Origin of the sequence: Streptosporangium sp. NPDC005286 (genome assembly GCF_040607515.1) — a bacterium.
GTDB lineage: Bacteria > Actinomycetota > Actinomycetes > Streptosporangiales > Streptosporangiaceae > Streptosporangium.
In genome coordinates this window covers 1-24,197 of sequence record NZ_JBEXGU010000021.1, presented here as the reverse complement: position 1 = coordinate 24,197, position 24,197 = coordinate 1, and the positions used below count along the sequence as shown (strand labels likewise).

At 70.1% G+C, this 24,197-nt stretch carries 21 protein-coding genes; 5 read left to right on the top strand and 16 right to left on the bottom strand.

Annotated elements, in window-relative coordinates; translation table 11 throughout:
• Positions 1 to 53 precede the first annotated feature (53 nt).
• The 9 genes from ABZU75_RS10950 to ABZU75_RS10910 all read right to left on the bottom strand — a co-directional run bounded on the left by ABZU75_RS10950 (position 54) and on the right by ABZU75_RS10910 (position 9,990).
• The gene (locus tag ABZU75_RS10950) at positions 54 to 269 is read right to left on the bottom strand and encodes a sigma factor (protein WP_355551932.1); all 216 of its coding nucleotides are present in this window, start codon (positions 267 to 269) and stop codon (positions 54 to 56) included.
• Between the two features lie 198 nt (positions 270 to 467).
• On the bottom strand, positions 468 to 1,775 hold the full coding sequence (locus tag ABZU75_RS10945) for a pectate lyase (RefSeq protein ID WP_355551929.1): 1,308 nt from the start codon (positions 1,773 to 1,775) through the stop codon (positions 468 to 470).
• Between the two features lie 122 nt (positions 1,776 to 1,897).
• The gene (locus ABZU75_RS10940) at positions 1,898 to 3,214 is read right to left on the bottom strand and encodes a sugar ABC transporter substrate-binding protein (RefSeq protein WP_355551926.1); all 1,317 of its coding nucleotides are present in this window, start codon (positions 3,212 to 3,214) and stop codon (positions 1,898 to 1,900) included.
• A 128-nt stretch (positions 3,215 to 3,342) separates the two neighbouring features.
• On the bottom strand, positions 3,343 to 5,316 hold the full coding sequence (locus ABZU75_RS10935) for a DUF6807 family protein (protein ID WP_355551923.1): 1,974 nt from the start codon (positions 5,314 to 5,316) through the stop codon (positions 3,343 to 3,345).
• Between the two features lie 4 nt (positions 5,317 to 5,320).
• Positions 5,321 to 6,385 (bottom strand): mandelate racemase/muconate lactonizing enzyme family protein, encoded by a 1,065-nt coding sequence (locus tag ABZU75_RS10930; protein WP_355551920.1) that lies wholly within the window; start codon positions 6,383 to 6,385, stop codon positions 5,321 to 5,323.
• Positions 6,386 to 6,392: 7 nt separating this feature from the next.
• A complete protein-coding gene (locus tag ABZU75_RS10925) occupies positions 6,393 to 7,265 on the bottom strand; it encodes a 5-dehydro-4-deoxyglucarate dehydratase (protein ID WP_355551917.1) in 873 nt (290 codons plus the stop codon).
• The gene (locus ABZU75_RS10920) at positions 7,265 to 8,149 is read right to left on the bottom strand and encodes an NAD(P)-dependent oxidoreductase (protein ID WP_355551914.1); all 885 of its coding nucleotides are present in this window, start codon (positions 8,147 to 8,149) and stop codon (positions 7,265 to 7,267) included. The genes ABZU75_RS10925 and ABZU75_RS10920 overlap by 1 nt, the downstream gene beginning before the upstream one ends.
• Positions 8,150 to 8,197: 48 nt before the next feature.
• Positions 8,198 to 9,079 (bottom strand): carbohydrate ABC transporter permease, encoded by an 882-nt coding sequence (locus tag ABZU75_RS10915; RefSeq protein ID WP_355551911.1) that lies wholly within the window; start codon positions 9,077 to 9,079, stop codon positions 8,198 to 8,200.
• Positions 9,076 to 9,990, bottom strand: a complete 915-nt coding sequence (locus tag ABZU75_RS10910) for a sugar ABC transporter permease (protein ID WP_355551908.1) — start codon at positions 9,988 to 9,990, stop codon at positions 9,076 to 9,078. Before ABZU75_RS10910 ends, ABZU75_RS10915 begins: the two co-directional genes overlap by 4 nt.
• A gap of 257 nt (positions 9,991 to 10,247) precedes the next feature.
• Here ABZU75_RS10910 and ABZU75_RS10905 point away from each other — a divergent pair, with 257 nt between their 5' ends.
• Positions 10,248 to 11,231: a LacI family DNA-binding transcriptional regulator gene (locus ABZU75_RS10905; protein WP_355551905.1), complete on the top strand. Its 984-nt coding sequence runs from the start codon at positions 10,248 to 10,250 to the stop codon at positions 11,229 to 11,231.
• A 31-nt stretch (positions 11,232 to 11,262) separates the two neighbouring features.
• Positions 11,263 to 12,216 (top strand): aldose epimerase family protein, encoded by a 954-nt coding sequence (locus ABZU75_RS10900; RefSeq protein ID WP_355551902.1) that lies wholly within the window; start codon positions 11,263 to 11,265, stop codon positions 12,214 to 12,216.
• Between the two features lie 32 nt (positions 12,217 to 12,248).
• On the opposite strand, the gene ABZU75_RS10895 is transcribed toward ABZU75_RS10900, so the two are convergent.
• On the bottom strand, positions 12,249 to 12,893 hold the full coding sequence (locus tag ABZU75_RS10895; protein WP_355551899.1) for a LysE family translocator: 645 nt from the start codon (positions 12,891 to 12,893) through the stop codon (positions 12,249 to 12,251).
• Between the two features lie 93 nt (positions 12,894 to 12,986).
• Positions 12,987 to 13,862: a LysR family transcriptional regulator gene (locus ABZU75_RS10890; RefSeq protein ID WP_350921080.1), complete on the bottom strand. Its 876-nt coding sequence runs from the start codon at positions 13,860 to 13,862 to the stop codon at positions 12,987 to 12,989.
• 75 nt (positions 13,863 to 13,937) lie between these two features.
• On the opposite strand from ABZU75_RS10890, the gene ABZU75_RS10885 reads away from it, so the two are divergent.
• Positions 13,938 to 14,462 (top strand): cysteine dioxygenase family protein, encoded by a 525-nt coding sequence (locus tag ABZU75_RS10885; RefSeq protein ID WP_355551894.1) that lies wholly within the window; start codon positions 13,938 to 13,940, stop codon positions 14,460 to 14,462.
• Positions 14,463 to 14,596: 134 nt separating this feature from the next.
• Here the strand turns inward: ABZU75_RS10885 and ABZU75_RS10880 are convergent, their stop codons facing one another.
• The 5 genes from ABZU75_RS10880 to ABZU75_RS10860 all read right to left on the bottom strand — a co-directional run bounded on the left by ABZU75_RS10880 (position 14,597) and on the right by ABZU75_RS10860 (position 21,277).
• Entirely contained in the window at positions 14,597 to 15,343 is a 747-nt protein-coding gene (locus ABZU75_RS10880) for a PspA/IM30 family protein (RefSeq protein ID WP_355551891.1), read from the bottom strand.
• A gap of 10 nt (positions 15,344 to 15,353) precedes the next feature.
• Positions 15,354 to 16,085 carry a hypothetical protein gene (locus ABZU75_RS10875; protein ID WP_350921087.1) on the bottom strand — a complete coding sequence of 244 codons (732 nt, stop codon included), beginning with the start codon at positions 16,083 to 16,085 and terminating at the stop codon, positions 15,354 to 15,356.
• Positions 16,085 to 17,908, bottom strand: coding sequence for a substrate-binding and VWA domain-containing protein (locus ABZU75_RS10870; RefSeq protein WP_355551887.1), 1,824 nt, complete (start codon positions 17,906 to 17,908; stop codon positions 16,085 to 16,087). The genes ABZU75_RS10875 and ABZU75_RS10870 overlap by 1 nt, the downstream gene beginning before the upstream one ends.
• Before the next feature lie 130 nt (positions 17,909 to 18,038).
• Entirely contained in the window at positions 18,039 to 19,832 is a 1,794-nt protein-coding gene (locus ABZU75_RS10865) for a substrate-binding and VWA domain-containing protein (protein ID WP_355551884.1), read from the bottom strand.
• A gap of 98 nt (positions 19,833 to 19,930) precedes the next feature.
• Positions 19,931 to 21,277, bottom strand: a complete 1,347-nt coding sequence (locus ABZU75_RS10860; RefSeq protein ID WP_350921101.1) for a M20/M25/M40 family metallo-hydrolase — start codon at positions 21,275 to 21,277, stop codon at positions 19,931 to 19,933.
• Between the two features lie 296 nt (positions 21,278 to 21,573).
• On the opposite strand from ABZU75_RS10860, the gene ABZU75_RS10855 reads away from it, so the two are divergent.
• Together ABZU75_RS10855 and ald are read left to right on the top strand one after the other, a co-directional pair.
• Positions 21,574 to 22,968, top strand: coding sequence for an aspartate aminotransferase family protein (locus tag ABZU75_RS10855; protein WP_355551879.1), 1,395 nt, complete (start codon positions 21,574 to 21,576; stop codon positions 22,966 to 22,968).
• Between the two features lie 70 nt (positions 22,969 to 23,038).
• On the top strand, positions 23,039 to 24,154 hold the full coding sequence (gene ald, locus ABZU75_RS10850) for an alanine dehydrogenase (protein ID WP_355551876.1): 1,116 nt from the start codon (positions 23,039 to 23,041) through the stop codon (positions 24,152 to 24,154).
• Positions 24,155 to 24,197: the final 43 nt, after the last annotated feature.

Genomic DNA, 24,197 nt, shown 5'->3' with positions numbered 1-24,197 from the left:
TTCGTGCAGAGGGGGAGCCGCTCAGCGAGTACGGGCCGGCGTGAGGTGCCGCGTTACTGGTTGGCCGGCACGCGGCGGGCCATGCCGTAGAGCCACAACAGTGCCCGCTCGCCCTCGGGTACGTCGCCGATGCGCCGCCAGGCGGTGAGAAACGTCTCGGAGATGACGTCGGCGGCGTCGTCGGGGGAGCCGGTACGGCGGGCGGCGTACTGATGTATCGCCGGGTAGTACACGTCATAGGCCGCCTCGAAGCGATCTCGCTGTGTCACGGAGTCTCCCAGTCGAAAGGTGCCGGACACCTTGGTATGTGTCCGGCACCTTTCGATATGTTGCGGGGCGACTGTGACCGGCTCGTAGCTCGCCGACCCGTTCGGTCCGGTGGGCGGCTTCTGAGGGGGCCACCTCACCGGTCCACCGCGCTCAGGTTTTCGACCGCGCGTTCGCGATCTCCGCTCAGGTACGGAGCCCTAGCCGATCTTGCCCGAGCCCGCGTGCCGGGAGACGGACTTGTGCACCGCCGGGGCCGGTTCGATCGCGGTGTGCAGGGTGGGGGTCCAGCCCGCGTCCGTGCCGAAGTCGGGGTCGTGGGCGGCGTTGTAGGCGGCGACGAGGTCGAGGGGGGTGACGGGCCCGCCGACGCGGAGCACGTTCCCCCTGGCGGTGAGGGAGGTGCCGCCCCAGTTGTAGAGGAGGTTCGCCGGAGCCACGGCCCGGCTCAGCCGGAAGAAGTTGTTCTCGGCGAAGATCTGCGACTGCACGCCCACGCCGAGGGCGTACACGAAGGTCGAGGCGTCCGGGATCTCGTAGTAGTTGTTGTAGACGTGCACCTGGCCGAAGCGCACGCGGGGCAGCCGCTGGAGCGTGTTGTCGAAGTGGTTGTGGTGGACGGTGACCTTCAGCTTGCCCGCGTCGGTCGCCGGGTTGTTGGTCGAGCCGATCAGCATCGTCTTGTCATGGTCGGCGAACCGGTTCCAGGAGGCCGTCACGTAGTTGGAGCCGTTGGTGATGTCGAGCTGCCCGTCGTGAACCTGGTAGGGCCTGCCGAAGTACAGCGGCTGGCTCGAGTCCGGGTTGTCGCCGTCGGTGAAGGTGTTGTGGTCCACCCACACGTGCGTCGAGCCGGTCACCGAGATGTTGTCGTAGAGGGAGTTCCAGTTGCCCTCGTCGCCGTCGGTCGGGTCCCACTGCGGGAAGCAGTCGGCGGTGTCCTCGAAGTCGATGTTGCGGACGATGACGTTGTCCGCCTTGTCGATGTGCAGGTTGACGCCCCGGATGCGCGCGTCCTTGCCGAGGCCGACGATCGTGGTGTTCGAACCGACCTTGAGCTTGATGTCGGTGGTCTGCCTGGCGGCCGAGGCGGCCCGCGCGTCCTCCAGCGGGCCCGAGGGCTCGGTGTCCCTGCCCCACACCGCGGGGTCGTACGCGGCGAGGTAGGCCTCCAGCGTGTAGCCGCCGGTCGCGTAGTCCGCGCAGGTCCTGTCGGTGTCGATGGTGCCCTTCACGTAAATGATCTTCGGTGAGGGTGCGGCGAGCGCGGCGGCCAGCTGGGCCCGGGTGGACACGGTGTGCGTGTTCGACGCCGGCGCGGCGGCGCCGCCGGTGGTTCCGGTGCCCTCGGCGGCCCAGCCGTCGTTCGCGGGCAGGGTCTGGCGGCCCAGGTCCGCCTTCCGTCCGGCGGGCGAGGCGGTGGGGGTCTCCGAGACGGCGGCGGACGCGGCCGGGGCGGTGAGAACCGCCAGGGAGAGCAGGGTGGTGAGCGCGACGGCTCGTTTCATGGTGATTCCTCCACAGGTCAGGTGGGAGGGGAGGCTCCGTGAGAACCCCGAGAGCCTTCCGGAATGGCGGAGGCGGGCGCGCCCAGGTCAGGGATGGGAGCGCCCGCCCCCGATGGTCAGGCTCAGCCGCCGTTACGCTGCTTGTACGACGCCTGGGCCTCCGTCAGCTTGGCCGCGAACGCGTCCAGGAAGTCCTTGGGGGACAGGGCACCCTGCAGGACCTTCTGGAACTCCGGCTCCATGTCGGTCTTGGTGATCGCGTTGAACTCCGGCAGGTGGTAGGGCATCTGCACGATCTTCGTCGCCGGGTCGTTGAGCACCTTGACCGCCGCGGCGATGTGCTGCAGCCCCGCGATCCACGGCTCGTCGTTGACGTCGGTGTTGGCCGGGAGCACGCCGGTCTGCTCCGACCAGTAGCTGTTCATCTCCTTGGCGGCGGCGAACTCCGCGAACTTGTACGCGGCGTCCTTCTTCTCGCCGGAGGCGAACACGCCGATGCCCGAGACCGGGTTGGACAGGATCGCCTGGACGCCGCTGTCGGACTTGGGCACGGGCATGGCCGCCACGTTGCCCGCGCCGATCGTCTTGACGTGGTCCTGGTACGACCCCAGGTTGTGCTGCATGATCGCGATGTTGCCGCCGTCGAACTGGGCGACCATCTTCGTGTAGTCGTTGCTGATGTCGGCCTCGGGCGTGACCTTCTTGTACAGCCCGGCCAGCTTCGTGAGGGCCGCCACGTTCCTCGGGTCGTTGACCGTGGACCTTCCCGAGGCGTCGAAGATCTCGGTGATGCCGGACTGGCCGTACACCACCTCCAGCATCTGCGCGATCGAGCCCGCCCCGCCGCGGATGGTGAAGCCGTAGCGGTTCCCGGCGGTGTCGGTCAGCTTCCCGGTGGCGGTGAAGAAGTCGTTCCAGGTCGTGGGCGTCTTGAGGCCGGCCTCCTTGAACCAGTCGGTCCTGTACCAGAAAACACCCATATTTGTGGACATCGGAACCAGGTAGGTCTTGCCGTCGGGCACGGTGCCCTTGACCGTGCTCACGACCTGCTCGTTCAGCTTGCCGTTCAGCGCGCCACCGGAGATCCGGGCGTCCACCGGCTCCAGCGCCTTCTGCGCCACCAGGCTCGACAGCATCGCGGTGGAGACACCGCCCACGTCGGGCAGGCCGCCTCCGGCGATCGCGGTGTCATACTTCTGCTGCGTCTGGGCGATCGGGATGCCGACGTACTTCACCTCGATGGACGGGTTCGCCTTCTGGAACTCGGCGATGATGTGCTGCCACACCGGGGTACGCGCCGGGCCGCCGTTGTCGTCCCAGAAGGTGATCGTGGTCTTCCCGCCGGAGGACTCCGGCTCCTCCGCGCCGCACGCGGCAAGCCCGGTGCCGAGCGTCAAGGCCGTGGCCAGGATCGCCAGGCGCTTTGAGCGTGAAGTCATTGCTCTTCTACCTCTCTGTGTCGTGTCCCCCGACATTGCTTGACGGTATGGGTGCCGAACTCCGCCCGAGGCGCTCTGTTGTCCCGGGTCGGTTACATCGCGTGAGATGTCGCCTCGCCCCTGGCCCGTCACCAGGCAACCTCCGCGGCGAGTGCCGCCGCGTCGCCGGGGCCCAGCCGCCCGTCCGCGACGACGGTGACGATCCTTCGCCGCAGGGTGCCCTCGATGAGCAGCGGCGTGTCCCAGGCGAGGGCGGGCCCGGCGCCCGGGTACTCCACGACCCGGACGAACCAGGGATCGTCCCGCTGGACGAAGACCAGGGTCCAGTCCGCCGAGGCCATGGCCAGCCACGGGGCCGTCGACCCGTGCACCGCGTCCTCGCCCTCGGCGTCCGCCGTGAAGACCTGGCGGCCGGCGGCCGTCCCCGGCGCCCGCCAGAAGAAACCGCCGTACCCGGCTCCCGCGCGGCCCTTGGTGGCCGAACTCCTGACGGGCAGCGGCTCGCCGGTGAGGTTCGTCAGCGCGAACGACATGTCGAGCGCCCAGCAACCGCCCAGCTCCACCACCCGCACGCTCCGCGCCTCGCGGGCCGTCTCGACGCCGTCAGGCCCCTCCCAGGCCAGCGACTCCCCGAACCCGGAGGAGTCGCGCCAGGAGAATCCGAGATGCCGCTGCGTGCCGTGGTCGCCGAGCCAGGTGGGACCGGCGTCGCGGACGTAGGTGCGCCCGCCCCAGAAGTTGCCCCCGCCCAGGTCGGAGATCGCGATGCTCACTCCCAGGTGGTGCACGTGGTCTTCTGGCGCGACCTCGGTCACGGTCGTACCGCCGAGGGTGCGCACCGGGTGCAGGTACGGCCGGGGCGACGACGTCGGCGGCAGCTCCGGCGCCACGACGTACTCGGCGACCTGTCGCCCGTGCGCCACGAGCACCGGCCGCAAGGCGTCGCCCCGGAGCGGTTGCCGCGCCCCGTCGCCCAGGCCGGGAACCGTCCGTCCCGCGGTGACTCCCTCCGTACGGCGGAGGCGCCCGCTCCAGGGCACCCGCAGTTCCGAGTAGAGCGCCAGCCGCTCCGCGCTCGACGCCGTCACCTCGGCGATCCTGGGCAGCACCCGGCGCTCCGCACCGACCTCCTGGAACACGTCCGGTATGGCGGTGGGCTCGGGCGCCAGCCGGACCGCCTCCAGGACGCGCATGAAACCCCGGGTCCGCTCCAGCGGTACGAGCAGCTCCGCGCCGTCGCGGATGTGCGCGACGAGGTTCTCCAGCAGATCGGTCCTCGGGTGTACGGCCGAGGTCCCGTCGAACTCGACCCGGTCCTCGGTGTAGGTCAGCCTGATCCGTCCCTCCTCGCCGTGCACGATCAGGTACGGCTCGTGCCGCCGATCCGCGCAGAGCGAGACCGCGACGGTCACCACGGTCCCGTCGTCCATCCGCATCCGCACGGATGAGGTGTCGTCCGCCTCGATCGCGTTGGCCCGGTAGAGCTCGACCTCGACCTGTCCCACCTCCGCCCCGGAGATGGCCAGCGCGGTCGCGGTCGCGTGCGCGAGCGGGTTGGTGAGGGCGCCGTCCACCACGGGCACGCCGCCGACCTCGCGCCTGCCGGCCCACGGCACCCGGCTGTAGTAGGTGTAGGGGCGCTCCCACGCGCCCGCGGCACCGATCCCGGTGACCCGGCCGATCGCTCCCTCGGCGACCATCCGCCGGATCGCGGGGATCGCCTCCGAGCCCAGGCTCTGGAACCCCACCTGGCAGGCGAGCCCGGTCTCGGCGACCACCGCGGCGATCCGCTCGTAGTCGGCGTAGGTCGCGGCGGGTGGCTTCTCCAGCAGCACGTGCGAGCCGGCGCGCAGTGCCCGCTCCGCCAGCTCCGCGTGGGTGTGGATGGGCGTGCACAGGATCGTCACCTCGGCGGAGGTACGCCCGATCAGCCCGGCCAGGTCGCCGGAGAACTCCACCCCGGCGGGCAGTTCGTCGGCCGGCCGCACGTCGCACACCCCGACCAGCTCGACCAGCCCGGCCTCGGTCAGCCGCCGCACGTTCGACAGGTGCCACCAGCCGTGCCCGTGCGCCCCGGCCAGCACCACGCGAACCGGTTCCATCAGGTCACCTCCATCGCAGTCCAAGGCCCCGGTGGTCTCCGGCGCGCAACTCGCCCTTCTCCACCGAGACCGGGTAGGGCTCTTCGATCAGGCCGAGCGCCGCGAAGGAGGCGTCCTCGACCTCCTCGGTCATGCACGGCAGCGGCAGGGCCAGGGCGAGCTGCCCGGAGATCTCCGGCAGCAGGTGCGGGTAGACGGGCACCCCGAACGTCCTGGCCAGCTCGGCGATCCTGAGCAGCGGGGTGATCCCGCCGACCCGCACCACGTTCGGCTGCAGGACGTCGCAGGCCCCGGCGAGGAGCAGGTCCCGGAAGTCGTAGACGGAGTAGGCGCTCTCTCCCACGGCGATCGGGACCTCGACGCAGGAGCGGAGCCGGGCCTGCCCGGTCACGTCGTCGGCGGGCAGCGGCTCCTCCACCCAGTGCAGTCCGTACTCCGCCAGGGCGGCGATCGCCCGCCGGGCCCGAGGCAGGTCCCAGCGCTGGTTGGCGTCCACCATGAGCAGCGTGTCCGGCCCGATCACCTCGCGGACCGCGGCGACCCGCGCCACGTCCTCGGCCAGCGAGTCGCGGCCCACCTTGACCTTGACCGCCGGGTGGCCCGCGGCCCGCCACCGTCCGGCCTGCGCGACGAGTTCCTCCATCGAGTAGTGCAGGTTCACGCCGCTGCCGTACACCGGCACGCTGTCACGGCGCCGCCCGAGCGTGTCGACCAGCCCCTCCTCGCCGCAGCGCAGGTCCCACAGCGCCAGGTCGACCCCGGCCATCGCGATCGTGGTGAGCCCGCCGCCGCCCGCCTCGCGCAGGTGCCGCCAGAGCCGGTCCCAGACGACCTCCGGGTGCGGCTCCAGGCCGACGACGGCCTCGCCGATCTCGCCGTCCAGCAGGGCCCGTACCGCCCGGGCCCCGATCTGCGGGGTCCAGGAGAACCCGGTCCCGCTCCGTCCGTCGGCCAGCGTCAGCCGTACGACGACCACGTGGTTGGCGGGCACGTCGGCACCCCACGGCCGCGGCAGCGCCACGGTCCGCAGCGTCGTCTCCAGGGAGGTGATCACTGGCCGCGCGGTCATCGGCCGCTCACCGCCCGATCAGGGCCAGGCCGGACTTGATCAGCCCGGCGAGCTCCGCCACGTGCTCGGCAGAGGGGTCGACCAGCGGCGGTCGTACCCCGCCGACATCCAGGCCGCGGTGCCGTACCCCGGCCTTGACCAGCGAGACCGCGTAACCGGGAACCCGGTCGCGGAGCCGGACCAGGGGGGCGTAGAACTCCCTGATCAGCCGCTCGTCGCCGCCCAGATAGGCGGTGGCGATCTCGGGGGCGAAGCAGAAGACCGCGCTGGAGTACAGCTCCACCCCGATGCCGCGGTAGGCCGGCATGGTCAGCTCGGCCGTCGGCAGGCCGTTGAAGAACAGGAAGCCGGGCCGTTCCTCCCGCACCGCCAGCACCGTCCGCTGCATGCGGTCGATGTCGCCGACGCCGTCCTTGATCCCGATCACACCGGGGATCCGGGACAGCTCGACCGCCTGCTCGGGGGCCAGTACCACCGAGCCGCGCTGGTAGATGATCGTGGGCAGCACCCCGGCGACCGCCGAGACGTACGCCGAGTAGCCCTCGCGCGTACCGTTCACCAGGTAGGGCGGCATGAGCAGCAGCCCGTCGGCGCCCGCGCCCCTGGCTGCCCTGGCCTGGGCGAGCGCGGTGCCGATCGGCCCTCCCGCTCCCGCCAGCACCGGCACCCGGCCGTTCACGGTCTCGGCCGCGACCCGCACCGCCTCGGCGTGCTCCGCCTCCGAGAGCGCGGAGAACTCGCCGGTTCCGCAGGCCACGAAGACCCCGCCGGGACCGTGCTCCAGCCCGCGCCCCACATGCTCGGCCAGTACGTCACCGGCCACCGAGCCGTCGGCGCGGAACGGGGTGACGGGAAAGAACAGCACTCCGCTGAGGTTCATCACAGGGCTCCAATCTCGGTGCGCCAGCTCCGCTTCGCCTGCCAGCCGAGCAGTCGCCCGGCCTTGGCCGAGGAGAAGGCAGGCGTCGAGCCGGTCAGTTTCTCCGCGAGTCCGGCGGTCGCGGGGTTGACGCGGGGGAGGAGTTCGGCCAGCGGCTCGCGGGCCAGCGCGTCGGCCGCGCCCGCGAAGAACACCTCGCCGCTCGGCAGTTCGGGCAGCCTGTCCAGCAGGGTCAGCACCATGTCGGAGGCGTCACGGGCGTCGATGTAGTTGAACAGCGACGTCCCCGCGATCTCCGGCCGGTCCAGCCGTTCGGCGATCGTGTGCCCCGACTGGGTGGGCGCGCCCGCCCACTCCTCCGGGGCGACGACGAAGCAGGGCCGCACGGCCGCGAACCTCGCCTTCGAACTGCGCGCGAACGTGGCCATCACCTGCTCGGCGACCAGCTTGGACAGGCTGTAGGCGTTCCACGGCGCGACCGGATGGTCCTCGTCGAGCGGCAGGTAGGAGGGCACCCAGCGGTCCGTGCCGTACCCGATGACCGTGGGGCTGCTGGCGACCACGATCCGCTCGACCCCGACCCCGGCGGCCGCCTCGCAGACGTTGAACGCCAGCTGGGTGTTGACCCGGTAGGTGAAGGCGTCGGTCCTGCTGAACGGGGTGGCGATCGCGGCCAGGTGCACCACGGCGTCCGGCCGGAACCTGGCCATCACCTCGAAGGACTCACCCAGGTCCGTCAGGTCGGCGGGGAGCACCGTGGCGGCCGCCGAGGGGGTGCCCGGCGCGGTGTCCACGCCGATCACCTCGTGTCCGGCGTCGGCCAGCGCGGTGACCACGCTCCGGCCCAGCCGCCCGGCGCTCCCGGTGACGAGAGTTCGTGTCATTGGTCGCTCACCGTTCCTTAGTCGACAGGGGATTCGCCGCCAGGGGACTCATCCCTTCACCGCCCCGGCGGACATGCCCTGTACCAGGTAGCGCTGGATCACCGCGAAGACCAGCACCACCGGTACGGCGGCGACGACGCCGCCCGCGGCCAGGGCGCCGAAGTCCACGCTGAACTCGCCCAGGGTGTACGCGAGGCCGACGGGCACCGTGAACTTCTCCTGCTCGCTGACGAACATCAGCGCGAACAGGAAGTTGTTCCAGCTGTGGATGAAGGCGAACGAGCCGACCGCGACCAGGGCGGGGCGCAGCAGCGGCAGCACCACGGCGAAGAAGCCGCGCAGCCGGCCGCAGCCGTCCACCCAGGCGGCCTGCTCCAGCTCCACCGGGACGTTCCTGATGAAGCCGCTGATCAGGATGAGGGAGAGCGGCAGCTGGAAGACCGTCTCGGCGATCACCAGGCTCCAGAGCGAGTTGACCAGGCCGAGGACCCGGAAGATCTCGAAGAGCGGGATCAGCATCATCGCGCCGGGGATGAACTGGGTGCAGAGCATCCCGACCATGAACAGCTTCCGGCCGCGGAACTCGTACCTGGCCAGGGCGTAGCCGCCGGCCAGCGCGACCACGGTCGTCATGACCAGGGAGGCGACGCCCACCATCAGGCTGTTCTTGAAGAAGACCGCGAAGCTCAGGTCGTTCCAGACCGTCGCGAAGTTGTCGAACGTGATCGGCCAGGGCAGCAGCGAGGTCGATCCCCTGGGCCGGAACGCGAAGACCAGCATCCAGTAGAAGGGGACCAGTGTGAACAGCAGGTAGAGCCCGAGGGGGACCCAGATCTCCCACCGGCCGACCTTCCCCTTCTCCTTGCGGCCGGTACGCGGCGCGAGCGCGGACGGGGCCAGGCGCGGCCGTTCGGCCGTCTGGAGTGTCATGACTTCGCTCCGAACTTGCTCAGCCGCAGGTAGGCGATCGAGAAGAAGGTCAGGATCAGGAAGGCGGCGGTGGTCAGCGCCGAGCCGTACCCGAAGTCGTGGGACTGCACGGCCTTGGCCGCCACGTACAGCGGCAGTGTGGTGGTCGCGTGCGCCGGGCCGCCGCCGGTCAGCGTGTAGAGCAGGTCGACGTTGTTGAACTCCCACACGCAGCGCAGCAGCGTGGACAGGATGATCGCGTCCTTGAGGTGCGGCAGCGTGATGTGGACGAACCGCCGCATCCGTGAGGCGCCGTCCACCGAGGCCGCCTCGTAGAGCTCTTTGGAGATGCTCTGCAGGTCGGCCAGGAGCAGGATCGCGAAGAACGGCACTCCGCGCCAGAGCTCGGCGAGCACGGCCGCCCAGAAGACGGTGTCGGGGTTGGCCAGCGGCGCGGCGCCGTACTGCATGAGGCCGAGGTCGGCGAGGTAGCGGGAGACGCCGGTCGTCGGGTTGTAGAGCAGGATCCAGATGCCGGTGGTCAGCACCCCGGAGACCGCCCACGGGGAGAACACGGTCGCCCGGGCCAGGCCACGGCCGACGAAGGTCTCGTTCACGATCAGCGCCAGGACCAGCCCGAACACCAGTTGCAGGAACACCTCGACGCCGACCCACTTGAGGCTGAAGCCGAGGCTCTGCCAGAACAGCGGGTCCTCGAACAGCAGCCTGCGGAAGTTGTCGAGGCCGGCGAAGCCGTTGTCCCAGGGTTTGGTGACGTTGTAGGTCTGCAGGCTGTAGTAGACGACGCTGGCCATCGGGTAGACGAGGAAGCCGAGCATCGCGATCACCGCGGGGGCGATCAGCAGGTAGGGGGTCCTGGCCGCGCGGCCCAGGCGGCGGCGTATCCGGGGATTCGCCGTGGTGATTGCCATCGCCGGCAACTCCTTCCGAGTCGGCGTCAGGGGCTGCAACCGGTTGCATGAAACATGGCGGACATATCCCGGCAACGTCAAGGGCCCAATTTTGTAAACCACCGCTTATCTGCGGATTTTTCGTTATTTGCAACTTTCATGGCCCCGGGTGCCCTGCTGCGAGGCTCGATCCCGGTCCGGTTCCGGCGTTGACAGTTACGCAACCGCTTGCACTAATGTGCTCAGGGGCCGGTGAAGGGCCATGACGGAGGAGTGCGGTGGCAGCGACGATCAGAGATGTGGCGCGGGCGTCGGGAGTGCACGTCTCGACGGTGTCCCGCACTTTCTCGGCGCCGCACCTGGTGAACGCCGAGACCCGCAACCGCGTGCTCGCCGTCGCCGAGGACCTCGGCTACCGGCCCAACCGCGCCGCACGGGCACTCACCACCGGCAGGACCCACAACATCGGCCTCATCGTCGCAGATATCTCCAACCCGTTCTTCCCGCCGCTGATCAAGGCCGCCCAGGCGCAGGCCAGAGCCCGCGACTACCACGTGTTCGTCGCCGACACCGATGAGGATCCGCAGGTCGAGGAGGAGCTGATCCAGACCCTCGCCAAGCAGGTGGACGGGGTCCTGCTCTGCAGCCCGCGGCTCTCCAACCGGGTCATAGAGCGTCTCCACGCCGAGGTGCCGTTCGTGGTGGTCAACCGGAGGGTGAAGGGCATGCCGACGATACTGATGGACGTGGGCCAGGGCGCCCGCCTCGCCATCGAGCACCTGACCGGGCTCGGCCACCGCAGGATCGCCCTGCTGTCCGGGCCGAGCGGCTCGTGGACCAGCGGTGAGATGCGTGCCGCGGCGACCGCGATGGACGGCGTCGAGCTGGTGATCCTCGGCCCGAACGCGCCCACCGAGCGGGGCGGCCTCGCCGTCGCCGAGGAGGTGATCGCCTCGGGCGTGACCGGCGTGCTCGCCTACAACGACCTGGTGGCCATCGGGCTCATCGAGGGGCTGTACGAACGGGGCGTGCGCGTCCCCGATGACATCAGCGTGGTCGGCGTCGACGACATAGTGGCCGGGCGGCTGAACCGGCCCAAGCTGACCAGCGTGGCCATGCCCACGGCCGCCGCCGGGCGGATGGCGGTGGACCTGCTGCTGCAGTCCTTCGACGAGGGCGCCACCCCCACCCTGGCGACTCTCGACACCCACCTGGTCGTCCGCGAATCCACAGACCGTGCCGCGCTTTTCCCCCGGGGCTGAGGCTCCAGGTCTCCACGCTGGAGGTTTTTTGATGAACTTCGGAATCACCCCGACGGGGGAGCACGTCGAGCGGCACGTGCTGTCGAACGGGCAGATGCGCGCCTCGATCCTCAGCTACGGGGCGATCCTGCAGTCGCTGGAGGTCCACGGCGTCGACATGGTCCTCGGCTACACCGGTCTCGACGACTACCTGACGCGCAGCCGCTACTTCGGCGCCGTGGTCGGCCGGTACGGAAACCGCATCGCGAACGGGCGTTTCACCCTCGACGGCCGTGACCACGAACTGCCGGTCAACAACGACCCCAACAGCCTGCACGGCGGCCCCGGCGGCTTCTCCAACCGGGTGTGGCGGGTGACCGAGGTCTCCACCTCGGCCATCACGCTGGAATATGTCAGCCTCAACGGTGAGGAGGGCTATCCGGGCATGCTGACCGTCTCGCTCACCTACACGCTGACCGAGGACGCGCTAAGGCTGGACTACCGCGCGTTCACCGACGCGCCGACGGTGCTGAACCTGACCAACCACTCCTACTTCAACCTCGCCGGGGGCGGCGACATCCTCAAGCACGTGATCCGGATCGACGCCGACCGCTATCTCCCCGTCGACTCCACCAAGATTCCGACCGGTGAGCTGGCCCCGGTGGCGGGTACCCCGTTCGACTTCACGACCCCGCGGGAGATCGGCGACAGGATCGACGATCCGCTGCTGGGGGGTGGCTACGACCACTGCTACGTGCTGCGCGGCGGCATCGAGGTCGGCGAACCGGTCAGCGGGCGCGTCATGGAGGTCTCCACCACCGAGCCCGGCGTGCAGTTCTACTCCGGCAACATGCTGGACGGCATCGCCACCGCGTACGGCAGGCACGCCGGCCTCTGCCTGGAGACCCAGCACTTCCCCGACTCGCCCAACCAGGACCACTTCCCCTCCACGGTCCTGCGCCCCGGCGAGGAGTTCACCTCCACCACGACCTACCGCTTCCGCTGAGTCTCCCGCCCCCTGGAGGGCGGGACGAGGGCTCAGGCCTTTGCCGCGGCGCTCTCGCCGGTGAACGCGGCCACGGCGCCCAGGCCGAGGTAGACCAGGCCGCTGGTGACGTCGAGGCGGCGGCGGGCGCGGGCCGAGCGGCGCAGGCGACCGGCCATGGCCGAGGAGAGCAGGGCGTAGGCACCGTCACTGGCCATGCCGAGGGCGATCCAGATCAGGCCGAGGAGCACGATCTGCGGGGCGATCGGGCCGGCGGCCGGATCGGTGAACTGGGGGAGGAAGGCGAGGAAGAAGATCGCGGTCTTCGGGTTGAGCACGTTGACCACGAAGCCCTCCCAGAAGATCCTGCTTCTCGTCGCGACCGGCGGCTCGGCCACCCCGTCCGGGTCGGGACGGGTCATCAGCTTGCGGACGCCCAGCCAGACCAGGTAGGCCACGCCCAGATACTTGACCACCGCGAACGCGGTCGCCGAGGCGGCCAGCAGGGCGCTGATGCCCAGGGCCGCGGCGGCCACGTGGACCAGGGAACCGAGGTGGATCCCCAGCACCGACACCAGCCCGGCGCTCCGGCCCTGGGCGATGCTGCGGGTCACGATATAGAGCACCGCGGGCCCCGGCACGAGCAGCAGGGCGAGGGTAGCCGCCACAAAGAGGGCGACCATTGTCAGATCAGGCATGTCGAGATCCTAGGCTCGCCCGATGCCCGGTGACCAACGGGTTTCCGCCGGGTGCCGATGCCGCGGAGGCGGGCCCCCACCAGGTCGGTCTCCCTACGGGCGGGTCACCGAGGTCAGGGTGGCCAGCAGGGCGGCGGTGGCCGGCGGGTCGGGGGGCTCGCCGTAGGTGGCGGCGTAGACGCGGCGGGTCGAGCCGGGCAGTTCGATCACGGTGACCCCCGGGTGCCGGTGGGCCTGCAGGGCGAGCCTCGGCAGGGCGGTCACCCCGATCCCGGCGGCGACCAGGGCCTGGACCGCGACGGCGTCGTCGGTCGTGAAGGCGATCTCCGGCTCGAAGCCCGCCCTGGCGCACAGTTCCAGCAGGTGGCTGCGGCACCGGTCGCAGCCGCCGATCCACCGGGAGTCGCGGTGCGAGGCCAGATCGCCACTGCCGTCGCTCTGGCCGGAGGTGACCAGGTAGCTGGTGTCGTCCAGCAGGTGCAGCAGGCGGATCCCGTCCTCCTCGGGGTCGGTGCCTTCGAAGCGGAAGATGACCGCCACGTCCACGTAGCCCGCCCGGAGCATGCGCAGCGCGTCAGGAGGCTCGGTCTCGGTCAGTCGCAGCTCCAGGCCGGGGTGCTCCCTGGCGAGGGCGGCGGCGGCCTGCGGCACGAACGTGCCCAGGGCGGAGGGGAAGGCGGCCAGCCTGACCCGCCCGGCGCGCAGGCCCACGTGCGCCGACAACTCGGCGGCCGCGGAGTCGAGGCGGCCGATGATCTCGGTGGCCCGCTCGGCCAGCAGACGGCCCGCCTCGGTCAGCCGGATGCCCCGGCCGACCCGCTGGATCAGCTTGGCCCCGGTCTCGGCTTCGAGCTTCGCGAGGTGGTGGCTGACCGAGGGCTGGGAGTAGTGCAGTTCCCTGGCCGCCGCGGTCACCGAGCCGTGCCGGGCCACCGCGGCGAGGACACGAAGCCGCACGATATCGAGCATGTATTAACTTTATCGATGAATGAACGGGAAAATGGGCATTAGACGTTATGTATCCCCCAAGCGCATCCTGGGGCCATGAAGACGTTGACGCGCACCCGTCCGGGCCTGGCCGAGATCGTCGAGGGGGTCAGGGCACTCGTCGATCCGTCCGCCGACCCCCGGGCGACCGCCTTCGCGGTGGCCGACCTGCTGCGTGAACGGCTGCCGTCCCCCGAGATTCTCACCGAGGAGGAGCGTCTCGGCGACCCCGACGGCTACGTCGGCCACACCCTCCACGCCGAGGAGAGCTTCTCGATCGTGGCCGTGGTCTGGCGGCCCGGTCAGCAGACCGCGATCCACGACCACATCGCCTGGTGCGTGTTCGGCGTGCTGCGGGGTGTCGAGTACGAGACCCTCTACCGCGACCACGGCGACCACCTGACCGAGATCGGCAGGACCGCCAACCGGACCGGAGAGGTCAGCGGTTTCGCCCCGCCCGGCGACATCCACCGCGTCCACAACACGGGGGACGAGACGGCCGTCTCGCTGCACATCTACGGGGCCGACCTCAGCGCCGCCCCCACCAGCGTGCGGCGCGTCTACGACCTGCCCGTTCGCTGAACCACGCCGGGAGCAGGTCCGCGATCGTGACTCCGTCGAGCGGGCACCCCCGCCCTGATCGTACGTTCGTCGCGAGGCCGGTCCGGCTAGAGTGCCCCCGAGCGTGTCCGTGACTGTCACCTGGGAGTGTCCGTCTACTTCCCGATCTCGGGCTTCCTGTCGGTGTTCAGGCTCTCCCTGATGGCCTCCAGGCGGGCCGCGCCCTCGACGTCGATGGCGGCGCGCTCGACCTCGATCATGCGGGCCTCGACGGAGCCCGAGGTCAGCTCGGCCTCGCCGAGTGCGCGGGCGTAGCGCTTCTCGATCTTGTCGCGGACCTGGTCCAGGGTGGGCGTCTCACCGGCGGGGGTGAGCCCGGACAGATCACCCATGGCCTTGTTGAGCTCCTCCTGGACCTTGGCCTGGTCGAGCTGGGAGAGCAGCCGCATCCGCTCGGCGATCTTCTTCTGCAGGGCCATCGCGTTGTTCTCGACCGCGGCGCGCGCCTGGGCGGAGAACTGCCTGGCCCGCTCGTACGTCAGCTGCGACTCCTGCTGCGCGGCCTCGGCCGCCACCAGGCGGGAGGCGAAGGCGCGGGCCGAGTCCTCGTACGACAGGGCCTTGCGCTCGTCGCCCGCGGCCCGCGCCTGTTCGGCCAGCAGGAGGGCCTGGCGGGCGTTGGCCTGGAGCTTCCCGGTCTCCTCCATCGAGCGGGCGAGCTTCATCTCCATCTCGCGCTCGTTGCCGATGACCGAGGCGGCCTGCTGGCTCAGCCGCTGGTGCTGCTCCTTGGCCTCCGCGATGGCCTGCTCGATCTGGACGCGGGGGTCGGACAGCTCGTCCAGCCGTCCGGAGAGGGCGAAGACCAGGTAACGCCAGGCCCTACGGATGACCTTGAACATGGGGGGCTCCTTATCGATCCAGCGCGTCGCGCGTGATCTGCTCGGTTTCGTGGAGGCCCTGGCGGACTCCTTCGAGGGCGTCGGCGAGCTCGTCCAGCACCCGGGTCGGCTCCAGCCGGCCGTTCGCCGACACCGCCGACAGCTCCACCACGCGGGCGAGGAGCTCCTCGATGCTGATGGCGCTCGACTCCATCCGGGCGAGCACCTGCTCGCGGGCCGAGGCGAGCCGGTCGACCACGGCCCGCTGGGAGGCCAGCGAGGCGAGGGCGCGGTCGAGGTCCGCGACCAGGTCCTTCCTGGCCTCCGCGCGGGCTCGGGTCAGCCGGGCCTGCTCGTGGCCGAGCTTGTCGAGGTCGAACCTGGCCAGCGCGGTGCCGGTGAGCGAGGCCTGCTCGGCCAGCCGCTCCAGGGTGGCCGTCGAGTCGTCCACCTGGGGGCGCATCAGCGCGATCCGCTCGGCCAGCGGGCCCTGCCCCATCGAGGCGCTCAGCTCGGCGAAGCCGTAGGCGGCGGATCCCGCCCGTCTCAGCCAGTACTCCTCCTGGCTGCCGGGGGTGACGGCGGGCCGGTCGCGGCTCCCGCGCTCCGGTAACGCCGAGATCCCGGCCTTGGCCAGCCAGACGACGACGCCGACGAATCCGGCGGCGACCGGGTGCACGCTGACGGCCCACGCGGCGCCGCCGGCGGTCGCGGCCAGCAGCAGGCCCCATGGGTCCTTGAGTTCGTCGACGAAGCGTGCCATCAGAAGTTGGATACCACTGCGGTGAACACCTGGTCGATACTTCCAGGTTTGCGAGAGTCGTACGCGGCGGCGCTGGTCGCCTCGGAGATCTTGCGCAGCACGTCGAGGTCGGCGTCCTGGCCGTAGGCGATGGTGAACATCCGTACCGTCTCCTGGCCGGGTTCGGTGCGCAGTTCAGGCAGCAGGTTCTCCAGGGAGAGGCTGTCGGGGTCCTCGTTCTTGCCGTCGGTCAGGAAGACCACCGCGTTGATCGCGTCACCGCTCCGCAGCTTCCGTACCCGCTCGTGGGCGGCGAGGGCGGTGTCGTACAGGCCGGTGCCGCCGTCGGGGGTCAGGCCCTCAAGCCTGGCGCGCAGCTTCTTGCGCTGGGCGTCGTCGACGGCGGAGAGCGAGGCCAGCTCCAGGTGGTCCTTGTCGCCGTCACGCTTGGTGGAGAACATCCACAGCCCGACCTTGTCGTGCGAGGCGAACTGGGGCAGCGCGTTGATCGCGGCCTGCTTGGCCAGGTCGAGCTTGCTCTTGCCGGTGCCGGGCACGGTGGCGCCCATCGAGCCGGAGACGTCGATGACCATGAGGACGTTCGCGGGCTTGCGCAGGTCGGCCCAGCTGGTGAGCACCTTGTCGAGCACGTTCGGCGCGGGCGGGCTGAGGGTCGTCTTCGGCTCGGCGGGCAGCAGCCCGTTCGCCTGGGTGATCAGCTTGCCCGCCTTGCCGTCGTAGGAGCGGAAGGCGAACTCGGCGAACCGCGCCTGCTGCTCGGGGGCCTGCAGGTGCGCCAGGAAGTCGGCCGCCACCGCCCGCTTGGCGTCGTCGACCCACGAGGCGGTCAGCACCGCGTACGGGTTGTCGGAGTAGAGCGTGCCCTCCTTGGGATAGATCGCCACCAGCGGCACCTTGGGCTTGGCGTGCTTGCCCAGCGTCGCTGGGTCACCGGTCGGGTTGCCCTGGTTGTAGTCCCAGACCGACTTCTCCTCCACCGCCACCGCGGAGATGTAGCTCAGGCCCGCGCCCGCGTCGTCGGCCCGCTGGAGGTTGGACAGGAACGTCAGCGTCGTGTCGCCGTAGTGCACGATCGAACGCTCCACGTCCCGTACGAAGTCCCTGGTCTTGGCGTCGGCCACGTTCTTCTCCGACAGGTCGCCGGACAGGCCGGTCGCCGCGAAGTAGGCGCCGACCGTGGCGTTCAGGCCGCTGGTGGAGAAGTTGGGGTTGGTCTTGCCCAGCTTGAACCGGCCCCACTCGGGGTGGCCGTACTTCGCCCACGACCCGGCCGACACGGCGAGCAGGTCCGACCAGCCGAGCTTCTTGCCCGGCCAGCCCAGCGCCTGGGCCATCGGCATGGGCATCGCCACGACCAGGGGCGTCTTGGCGATCGACGGGTTCTCGGCGGCGACCAGGGAGCCGGCGTCCTTTCCCGCGACGCGCTGCTGGAGCAGGGTGACCCAGCCGCTGCTGGCGGGTGACCACACGTCGGGTCGGGGGCCGTCCTGCCGCTCGTCCCAGCCCCTGGCCAGGGCCTGCAGCGCGCCGCCGCTCGCCTTGGTCTCGATGACGACGTCGGCGCAGCGCCCTTCCACGGTCCTGCCGCTGTAGCCGGAGGCGATCTTCCTGAGCAACTCGGCCTTCTCCGACGAGGCGGCGACGGTCAGGGTGACGCCGTCGTCGCACGCCTTGGGCTGCTCGCCGGCCTCCGACGCGCCCGACCCTCCGGGTTCGTTCGCGCCGACGAAGATCCGCAGGGCGACGATCAGAGCTCCGGCGAGAATGATCGCGACGATGAACGGGGCGAAGTTCCTACGCCGTCGCTGCGGCTGCTGGTACAACCCTGCCTCCCGGGGGATATCTGTACTTGTCCGACGAATGAACCGCCTTCGGAGTTCTCCACGGTCAAAAGTCTTCGTTCTCCACGCCCGGAGGTCTCCACGCCCAGAGGTCTTCGAGAAGTCGTAGCGGTCAGAAGTTGGAGATCACGCTGGTGAAGACCTGGTCGATGGTGTCCGCCCGGGACGAGTCGTAGGCGGCCCCGTCGGTGGCCTCGGCGATCCGCTTGAGCACCCCCTGATCCGCGCCCTCGCCGTATCCGATGGTGAACAGCCGCACCTCCGGGTTGAGCCTGCCGAGCAGGTTGTCCAGATCACTGCCGCCGTTCTTCTCGTTCTTGCCGTCGGTGAGGAAGACCACCGCGTTGATCGCCCCCTCGTCCTTGGCACCGCGCATCCGTTCGACGGCCGCCAGCGTGGTGTCGTACAGCCCGGTTCCACCCCCGGCGGTCAGCCCGTTCAACTGGTCGCGGAGAGCGCCACCGATCCTCGACACCCTGTCGATCGGGACCAGTTCCAGATAGTCCTTCTCGCCGTCCTGCGCGGTGGAGAAGGCCCACAGGCCGACCTTGTCATCCCCCCGGAACTGGGGCAGCGCGTTGATCGCCGCCTTCTTGGCCAGTTCCAGGCGGGTCTCGCCGGTGCCGGACGCCTCCTCCTCCATCGAGCCGGACTTGTCCACCACGATCAGCACGTTGGCCCTCTTGCGCAGCTCCGACCAGCTCTGCAGGACCTTGTCCAGGACGACAGGGGTGGGTGGGCTCAGCGTGGTGATCTTGGCGTCGGGGATGACGCCGTTCTGCTCGGTGGCCTGCGGGCCGGGCCTGCCCTCGAAGGAGCGGTAGCCGTACGCCTGGAACTTCGCCTGCGCCTCGGGGCTGTGCAGGTAGGTCAAAAAGCCGTCGGCGACCGCCTTCTTGGCCGCGTCCATCCAGGTCAGCGGCACGTAGGGGTGGTCGGAGTAGAGCGTGCCCTCCTTGGGGTTGACCGCTACCAGCGGGGTGCGCGGCGGGGCGTGCCGGCCCAGGGTGGCCGGGTTGCCCGAGGGGTTGCCCCGGTTGTAGTCGGTGACCGAGTTCTCCTCGACGGTGATCGCGGAGATGTAGGCCATCGACTCGCCCCGGTCGTCCGCGCGCAGCAGGTTGCCCAGGAACGTCATGGAGATGTCGCCGTAGTGCACGATCGACTGCTCCACCCCCTGGACGAAGCGCCGGGTCTTCGGGTCGGCCACGTCACGGGCCGTCAGGTCCGAGGTGGTGCCGGTGGCGGCGAAGTAGGCGCCGATGGTGGCGTTCAGGCCGCTGGTGGAGAAGTTGGGGTTGGTCTTGCCCAGCTTGAACCGGCCCCACTCGGGGTGGCCGTACTTCGCCCACCCCTGCGGGGCGGCCGCCAGTTCGGCCAGCTCCGACCAGCCGATCGCCTTGCCGGGCCAGCCCAGCGCCTGGGCCATCGGCTTGGGCATCGCGAAGACCAGGGGCGCGGTGACGATCGGGCTCGGTTTGCCGTCGGCGACGGGTACGGTGCCGTCGGTGTTGGAGGCCTGTTGGCGCAGCAGCGTCACCCACGCCGACGCGGCGGGGGACCAGACGTCCGGCCGGCTGCCGTCGGTCTTCTCGTCCCACCCCTTGGCCAGCGCCCGCATCGCGGTGCCGGAGTTGGCCTCGTCGATGACCACGTCGGCGCAGCGCCCGGCCACGGTACGGCCGCTGTAGTCCTTCGCGACCTCGCGCAGGATCCAGATCTTGTCCTGCGAGGACGCCACCCTGATCTGCGTCGACTCGCCGGAACAGGCGCTGGGCCCGTTCGGCTCGTCCCCCGGGCCACCGCTGAAGTACCAGCGCAGCCCGGCGATCAGAGCGATGGCGAGCACCACGGCGAGCAGGTACGGCAGGACACGCCGGCGGGGTCTTGCGGGGGAGTAGACCACGAGGTGATCGTACGACCAATGGCGATTTTTCGCCGGACGGGGGCGCTACCGGAAAGCACCGGGTCCCCGGCACGCACCCGTGCCGGGGCCGTGGGCGATCAGGCCGTCGCGGAGCCGTACTCCTGGAGGAAGAGCGCCTCGGCGGTGGCGGTGCGGCGGAGTTCCTCGATGTTCACCCGCTCGTTGGGGGCGTGGATCGCCGCGTCGTCGTCCTCGGCGCCGAAGAGCAGGATCGCGGCGGCGGGGAACTGCCTGGCGAAGGTGGAGACGAGCGGGATCGAGCCACCGGCGCCGACGTCGCGCGGCGGGCGGCCGAAGGCGCGTTCCATGGCCCGGTTCAGTGCGGAGCGGGCCGCGCCACCGGTGTCGGCGAGGTAGCCGGAGCCCATGGTGTAGTCGCCGACGTCCACCTGGACGCCCCAGGGAGCGACCTGCCGCAGGAAGTCGACGACCGCCTCGATCGTCGTCTTCGGGTCGCCGGCCGGGGGCACCCGTACCGTCACCCGGGCCCTGGCGACAGCCTGGACCGCGTTGACGGCGCCGGAGACCGGCGGCACGTCCAGGCCGGTGACCGTGATCGCGTACGAGGCCCACAGGCGGTCGGCCAGCGAGCCCGAGCCGATGGTGGAGACGCCGTCGAGCACGCCCGCGGTGGACCGGAAGTCCTCCTCCGACGGGCCGGAGCCGAGGAAGCTGCCGCGTGGCAGGCCGGGGACGCGGATGTCGCCGTGGTCGTCGTGCAGGGCGGCGAGCATCCGGATCAGCGCCGCGAGGGCATCCGGGGCGGCGCCGCCGAACGAGCCGCTGTGCAACGACTCCTTGAGGGTGCGCACCTCGATGGTGAAGGCGCCCATACCGCGCAGCGAGGTCGTCACCGACGGATCGCCCACCCGTGGGTTACCGGTGTCGGCGACCACGATCGCGTCGGCGCGGAACAGTTCGGGGTTGCGCTCGACGAAGGACTCCAGGCGCTCGCCGGCGTACTCCTCCTGGCCCTCGATGATGACCTTGACGCCGACCGGGAAGCGGCCCTGGAAGGTGCGGAGCGCCGCGACATGGGAGATGACACCCGACTTGTCATCGGCCGCGCCGCGACCGTGGATCGCGCCATCGATCTCCGTCGGCTCGAAGGGCGGGGTGCGCCAGAGCGCGAGGTCACCCGTGGGCTGCACGTCGTAGTGCGCGTACAACAGGACGGTCGGCGCGCCGGGCGGAGCGGGGGCCTCGGCGTAGACGGCGGGGAAGCTCCCCTCGACGGGGATCTGCTGGACGCGGGGCAGGCCGGTGCTCCGCAGTAGTTCCTCGGTCAGCGCGGCGGCCGCGTGCACGGGCTCCTCCGGGTGGCCGGGGAAGGCCACGGAGGGGATGGCGACGAGCCTCTTGAGGTCCGCGATCGCCTGGGGCAGGCCGGCGGTGACGGCGTTCTCGATCTCGTCAGGAGTCACGACTTTCCCTCGCATCTGAATATCTGGTCCGTCCTACCTATTGGATCACAGCCGCCGACGCGGAGGCGCTCGCACGTGGCGTCGGCGCGCCAGGGTTCCGCCAAGTGGAACAGGGGGTTGGGTAAGATTCGGGCGCCGTTGTCAGCCACCATCGCCCGATGACGGATTTCGTCGTTGTTGCATATATGTTTTGCGGATTTCGACGCTCCAAACACTTCAATACCACGTTTTCACTTGGCAAGAGCGGTTCTGGCAGGCAGACTGTTGAGAGCTCAGCTAAACGAGGGAAGATCGTGATGAAGCACCCTGAAAACACCGACGTGACCTCACTCATGAAGGCCGCGCAGGACAACCTGTGGATGCACTTCACCCGGCACAGCTCGTATGAGGGCGCCGAGGTGCCGATGATCGTGAGGGGTGAGGGCTCCTATATCTACGACGTGCACGGCAAGCGCTACCTCGACGGCCTCGCCGGGCTCTTCGTGGTCCAGGCGGGACACGGCCGCAGCGAGTTGGCCGAGGCCGCCGCCAAGCAGGCCCAGGAGCTGGCGTTCTTCCCGCTCTGGTCGTACGCGCACCCCAAGGCGGTCGAGCTGGCCCAGCGCCTCGCCGCCGAGACCCCCGGCGACCTCAACCGGGTCTTCTTCACCACCGGCGGCGGCGAGGCCGTCGAGAGCGCGTGGAAGCTCGCCAAGCAGTACTTCAAGCTGACCGGCAAGCCGCTCAAGCACAAGGTCATCAGCCGCCAGATCGCCTATCACGGCACCCCGCAGGGCGCCCTGTCGATCACCGGCATCCCCGCCTTCAAGCAGATGTTCGAGCCGCTGGTCCCCGGCTCGGTCCGGGTGCCCAACACCAACCACTACCGCGCCGACGAGATCACCGGCGTGCCCGGCATGACACCGGAGCAGTACGGCTACTGGGCCGCCGAGCGCGTCGCCCGCGCCATCGAGATGGAGGGCCCCGACACCGTGGCCGCCGTCTTCGTCGAGCCGGTGCAGAACGCCGGCGGCTGCTTCCCGCCGCCGCCCGGATACTTCCAGCGCCTCCGTGAGATCTGCGACGAGTACGACGTCCTGCTCGTCTCGGACGAGGTCATCTGTGCCTTCGGCCGGCTCGGCACCATGTTCGGCGGGCAGAAGTTCGACTACGTCCCCGACATCATCACCTGTGCCAAGGGCATGACCAGCGGCTACTCGCCGATCGGCGCCATGATCGCCTCCGATCGCCTCTTCGAGCCGTTCAAGAACGGCACCGAGATGTTCGCCCACGGCTACACCTTCGGCGGCCACCCGGTCTCCTCGGCCGTCGCGCTGGCCAACCTCGACCTGTTCGAGCGGGAGGACCTGCTCGGTCATGTCACCCGCAACGAGCCGGTCTTCCGCTCCACCCTGGAGCGCCTCCGCGACCTGCCGATCGTCGGCGACGTGCGCGGCTCCGGCTACTTCTGGGGCGTCGAGCTCGTCAAGGACAAGGCCACCAAGGAGACCTTCGACAACGAGGAGTCGGAACGTCTCATCAGGGGCTTCCTCTCCGGCGCCCTGTACGAGGCGGGCCTTTACTGCCGCGCCGACGACCGGGGCGACCCGGTCATCCAGCTCGCCCCGCCGCTCATCTGCGGCCCCAAGGAGTTCGACGAGATCGAGTCCATCCTCCGCTCGGTGCTGACGGAGGCGTGGAGCCGGCTCTGAGCGCGAGCGGCCGCGCACGGTTCACCGAGGCTCACCGTGACATCCCGTTGAAACCCCGAAAGGAACTCCCATGAGGATCGGCGTACCTGCCGAGGTCAAGAACCATGAGTACCGTGTCGCCGCGACCCCGGCAGGTGTGTACGAGCTTGTCCGGCACGGCCACGACGTCTACGTTCAGCGTGGCGCGGGCGTCGGCTCGCACCTCGGTGACGAGGAGTATCGCTCCGCCGGAGCCAAGATCCTGGACGCCGCCGACGAGGTGTGGGGTCAGGCGGAGATGATCCTCAAGGTGAAGGAGCCCATCGCGGAGGAGTACCACCGCATGCGCCCCGGCCAGGTGCTCTTCACCTACCTGCACCTCGCGGCCGGCCGCGAGTGCGCCGACGCCCTGCTGGAGCGGCAGGTCACCGCCATCGCGTACGAGACGGTCCAGGTCGGCAACACCCTGCCGCTGCTCGCCCCGATGTCCGAGGTCGCGGGCCGCCTGGCCCCGCAGGTCGGCGCCTACAACCTGATGCGGTTCAACGGCGGGCGCGGCGTGCTGCCCGGTGGCGTGCCGGGCGTGGCACCCGCCAAGGTCGTCGTCATCGGCGCCGGCGTGGCCGGGCTCAACGCCGCGCAGATCGCGGTCGGCATGGGGGCGGACGTCACGGTCCTCGACCTCAACATCGACCGCCTGCGCTTCGTCGACGCCATCTACCAGGGCCGTCTCAAGACCCTCGTCTCGACCTCGTACGCGATCGAGAAGGAGGTCCTGGCGGCCGACCTGGTCATCGGGGCCGTGCTGATCCCCGGTGCCAAGGCCCCGACCCTCGTTTCCAACGAGCTGGTCTCCTCCATGAGGCCGGGCTCCGTGCTCGTCGACATCGCCATCGACCAGGGCGGCTGTTTCGAGGACTCCCGGCCGACCACGCACGCCGAGCCGACCTACCGGGTCCACGACTCGGTCTTCTACTGCGTGGCCAACATGCCGGGCTCGGTCGCCAACACCTCCACCTACGCGCTGACCAACGCCACGTTGCCCTACGCGGTCAAGCTGGCCGGCCTCGGCTGGAAGGACGCGCTCAAGCAGGACGCCTCCCTCGCGCTGGGCCTCAACACCCACGCGGGGCGGCTCACCAACGAGCAGGTCGCCATCGCCCTCGACCTGCCTTACGCGCCGGTCTCCGAGGTCATCGCCGCCTGAGCCGGATGCCGTGCGGCCCGCGTCCCACCCGGGTGGGACGCGG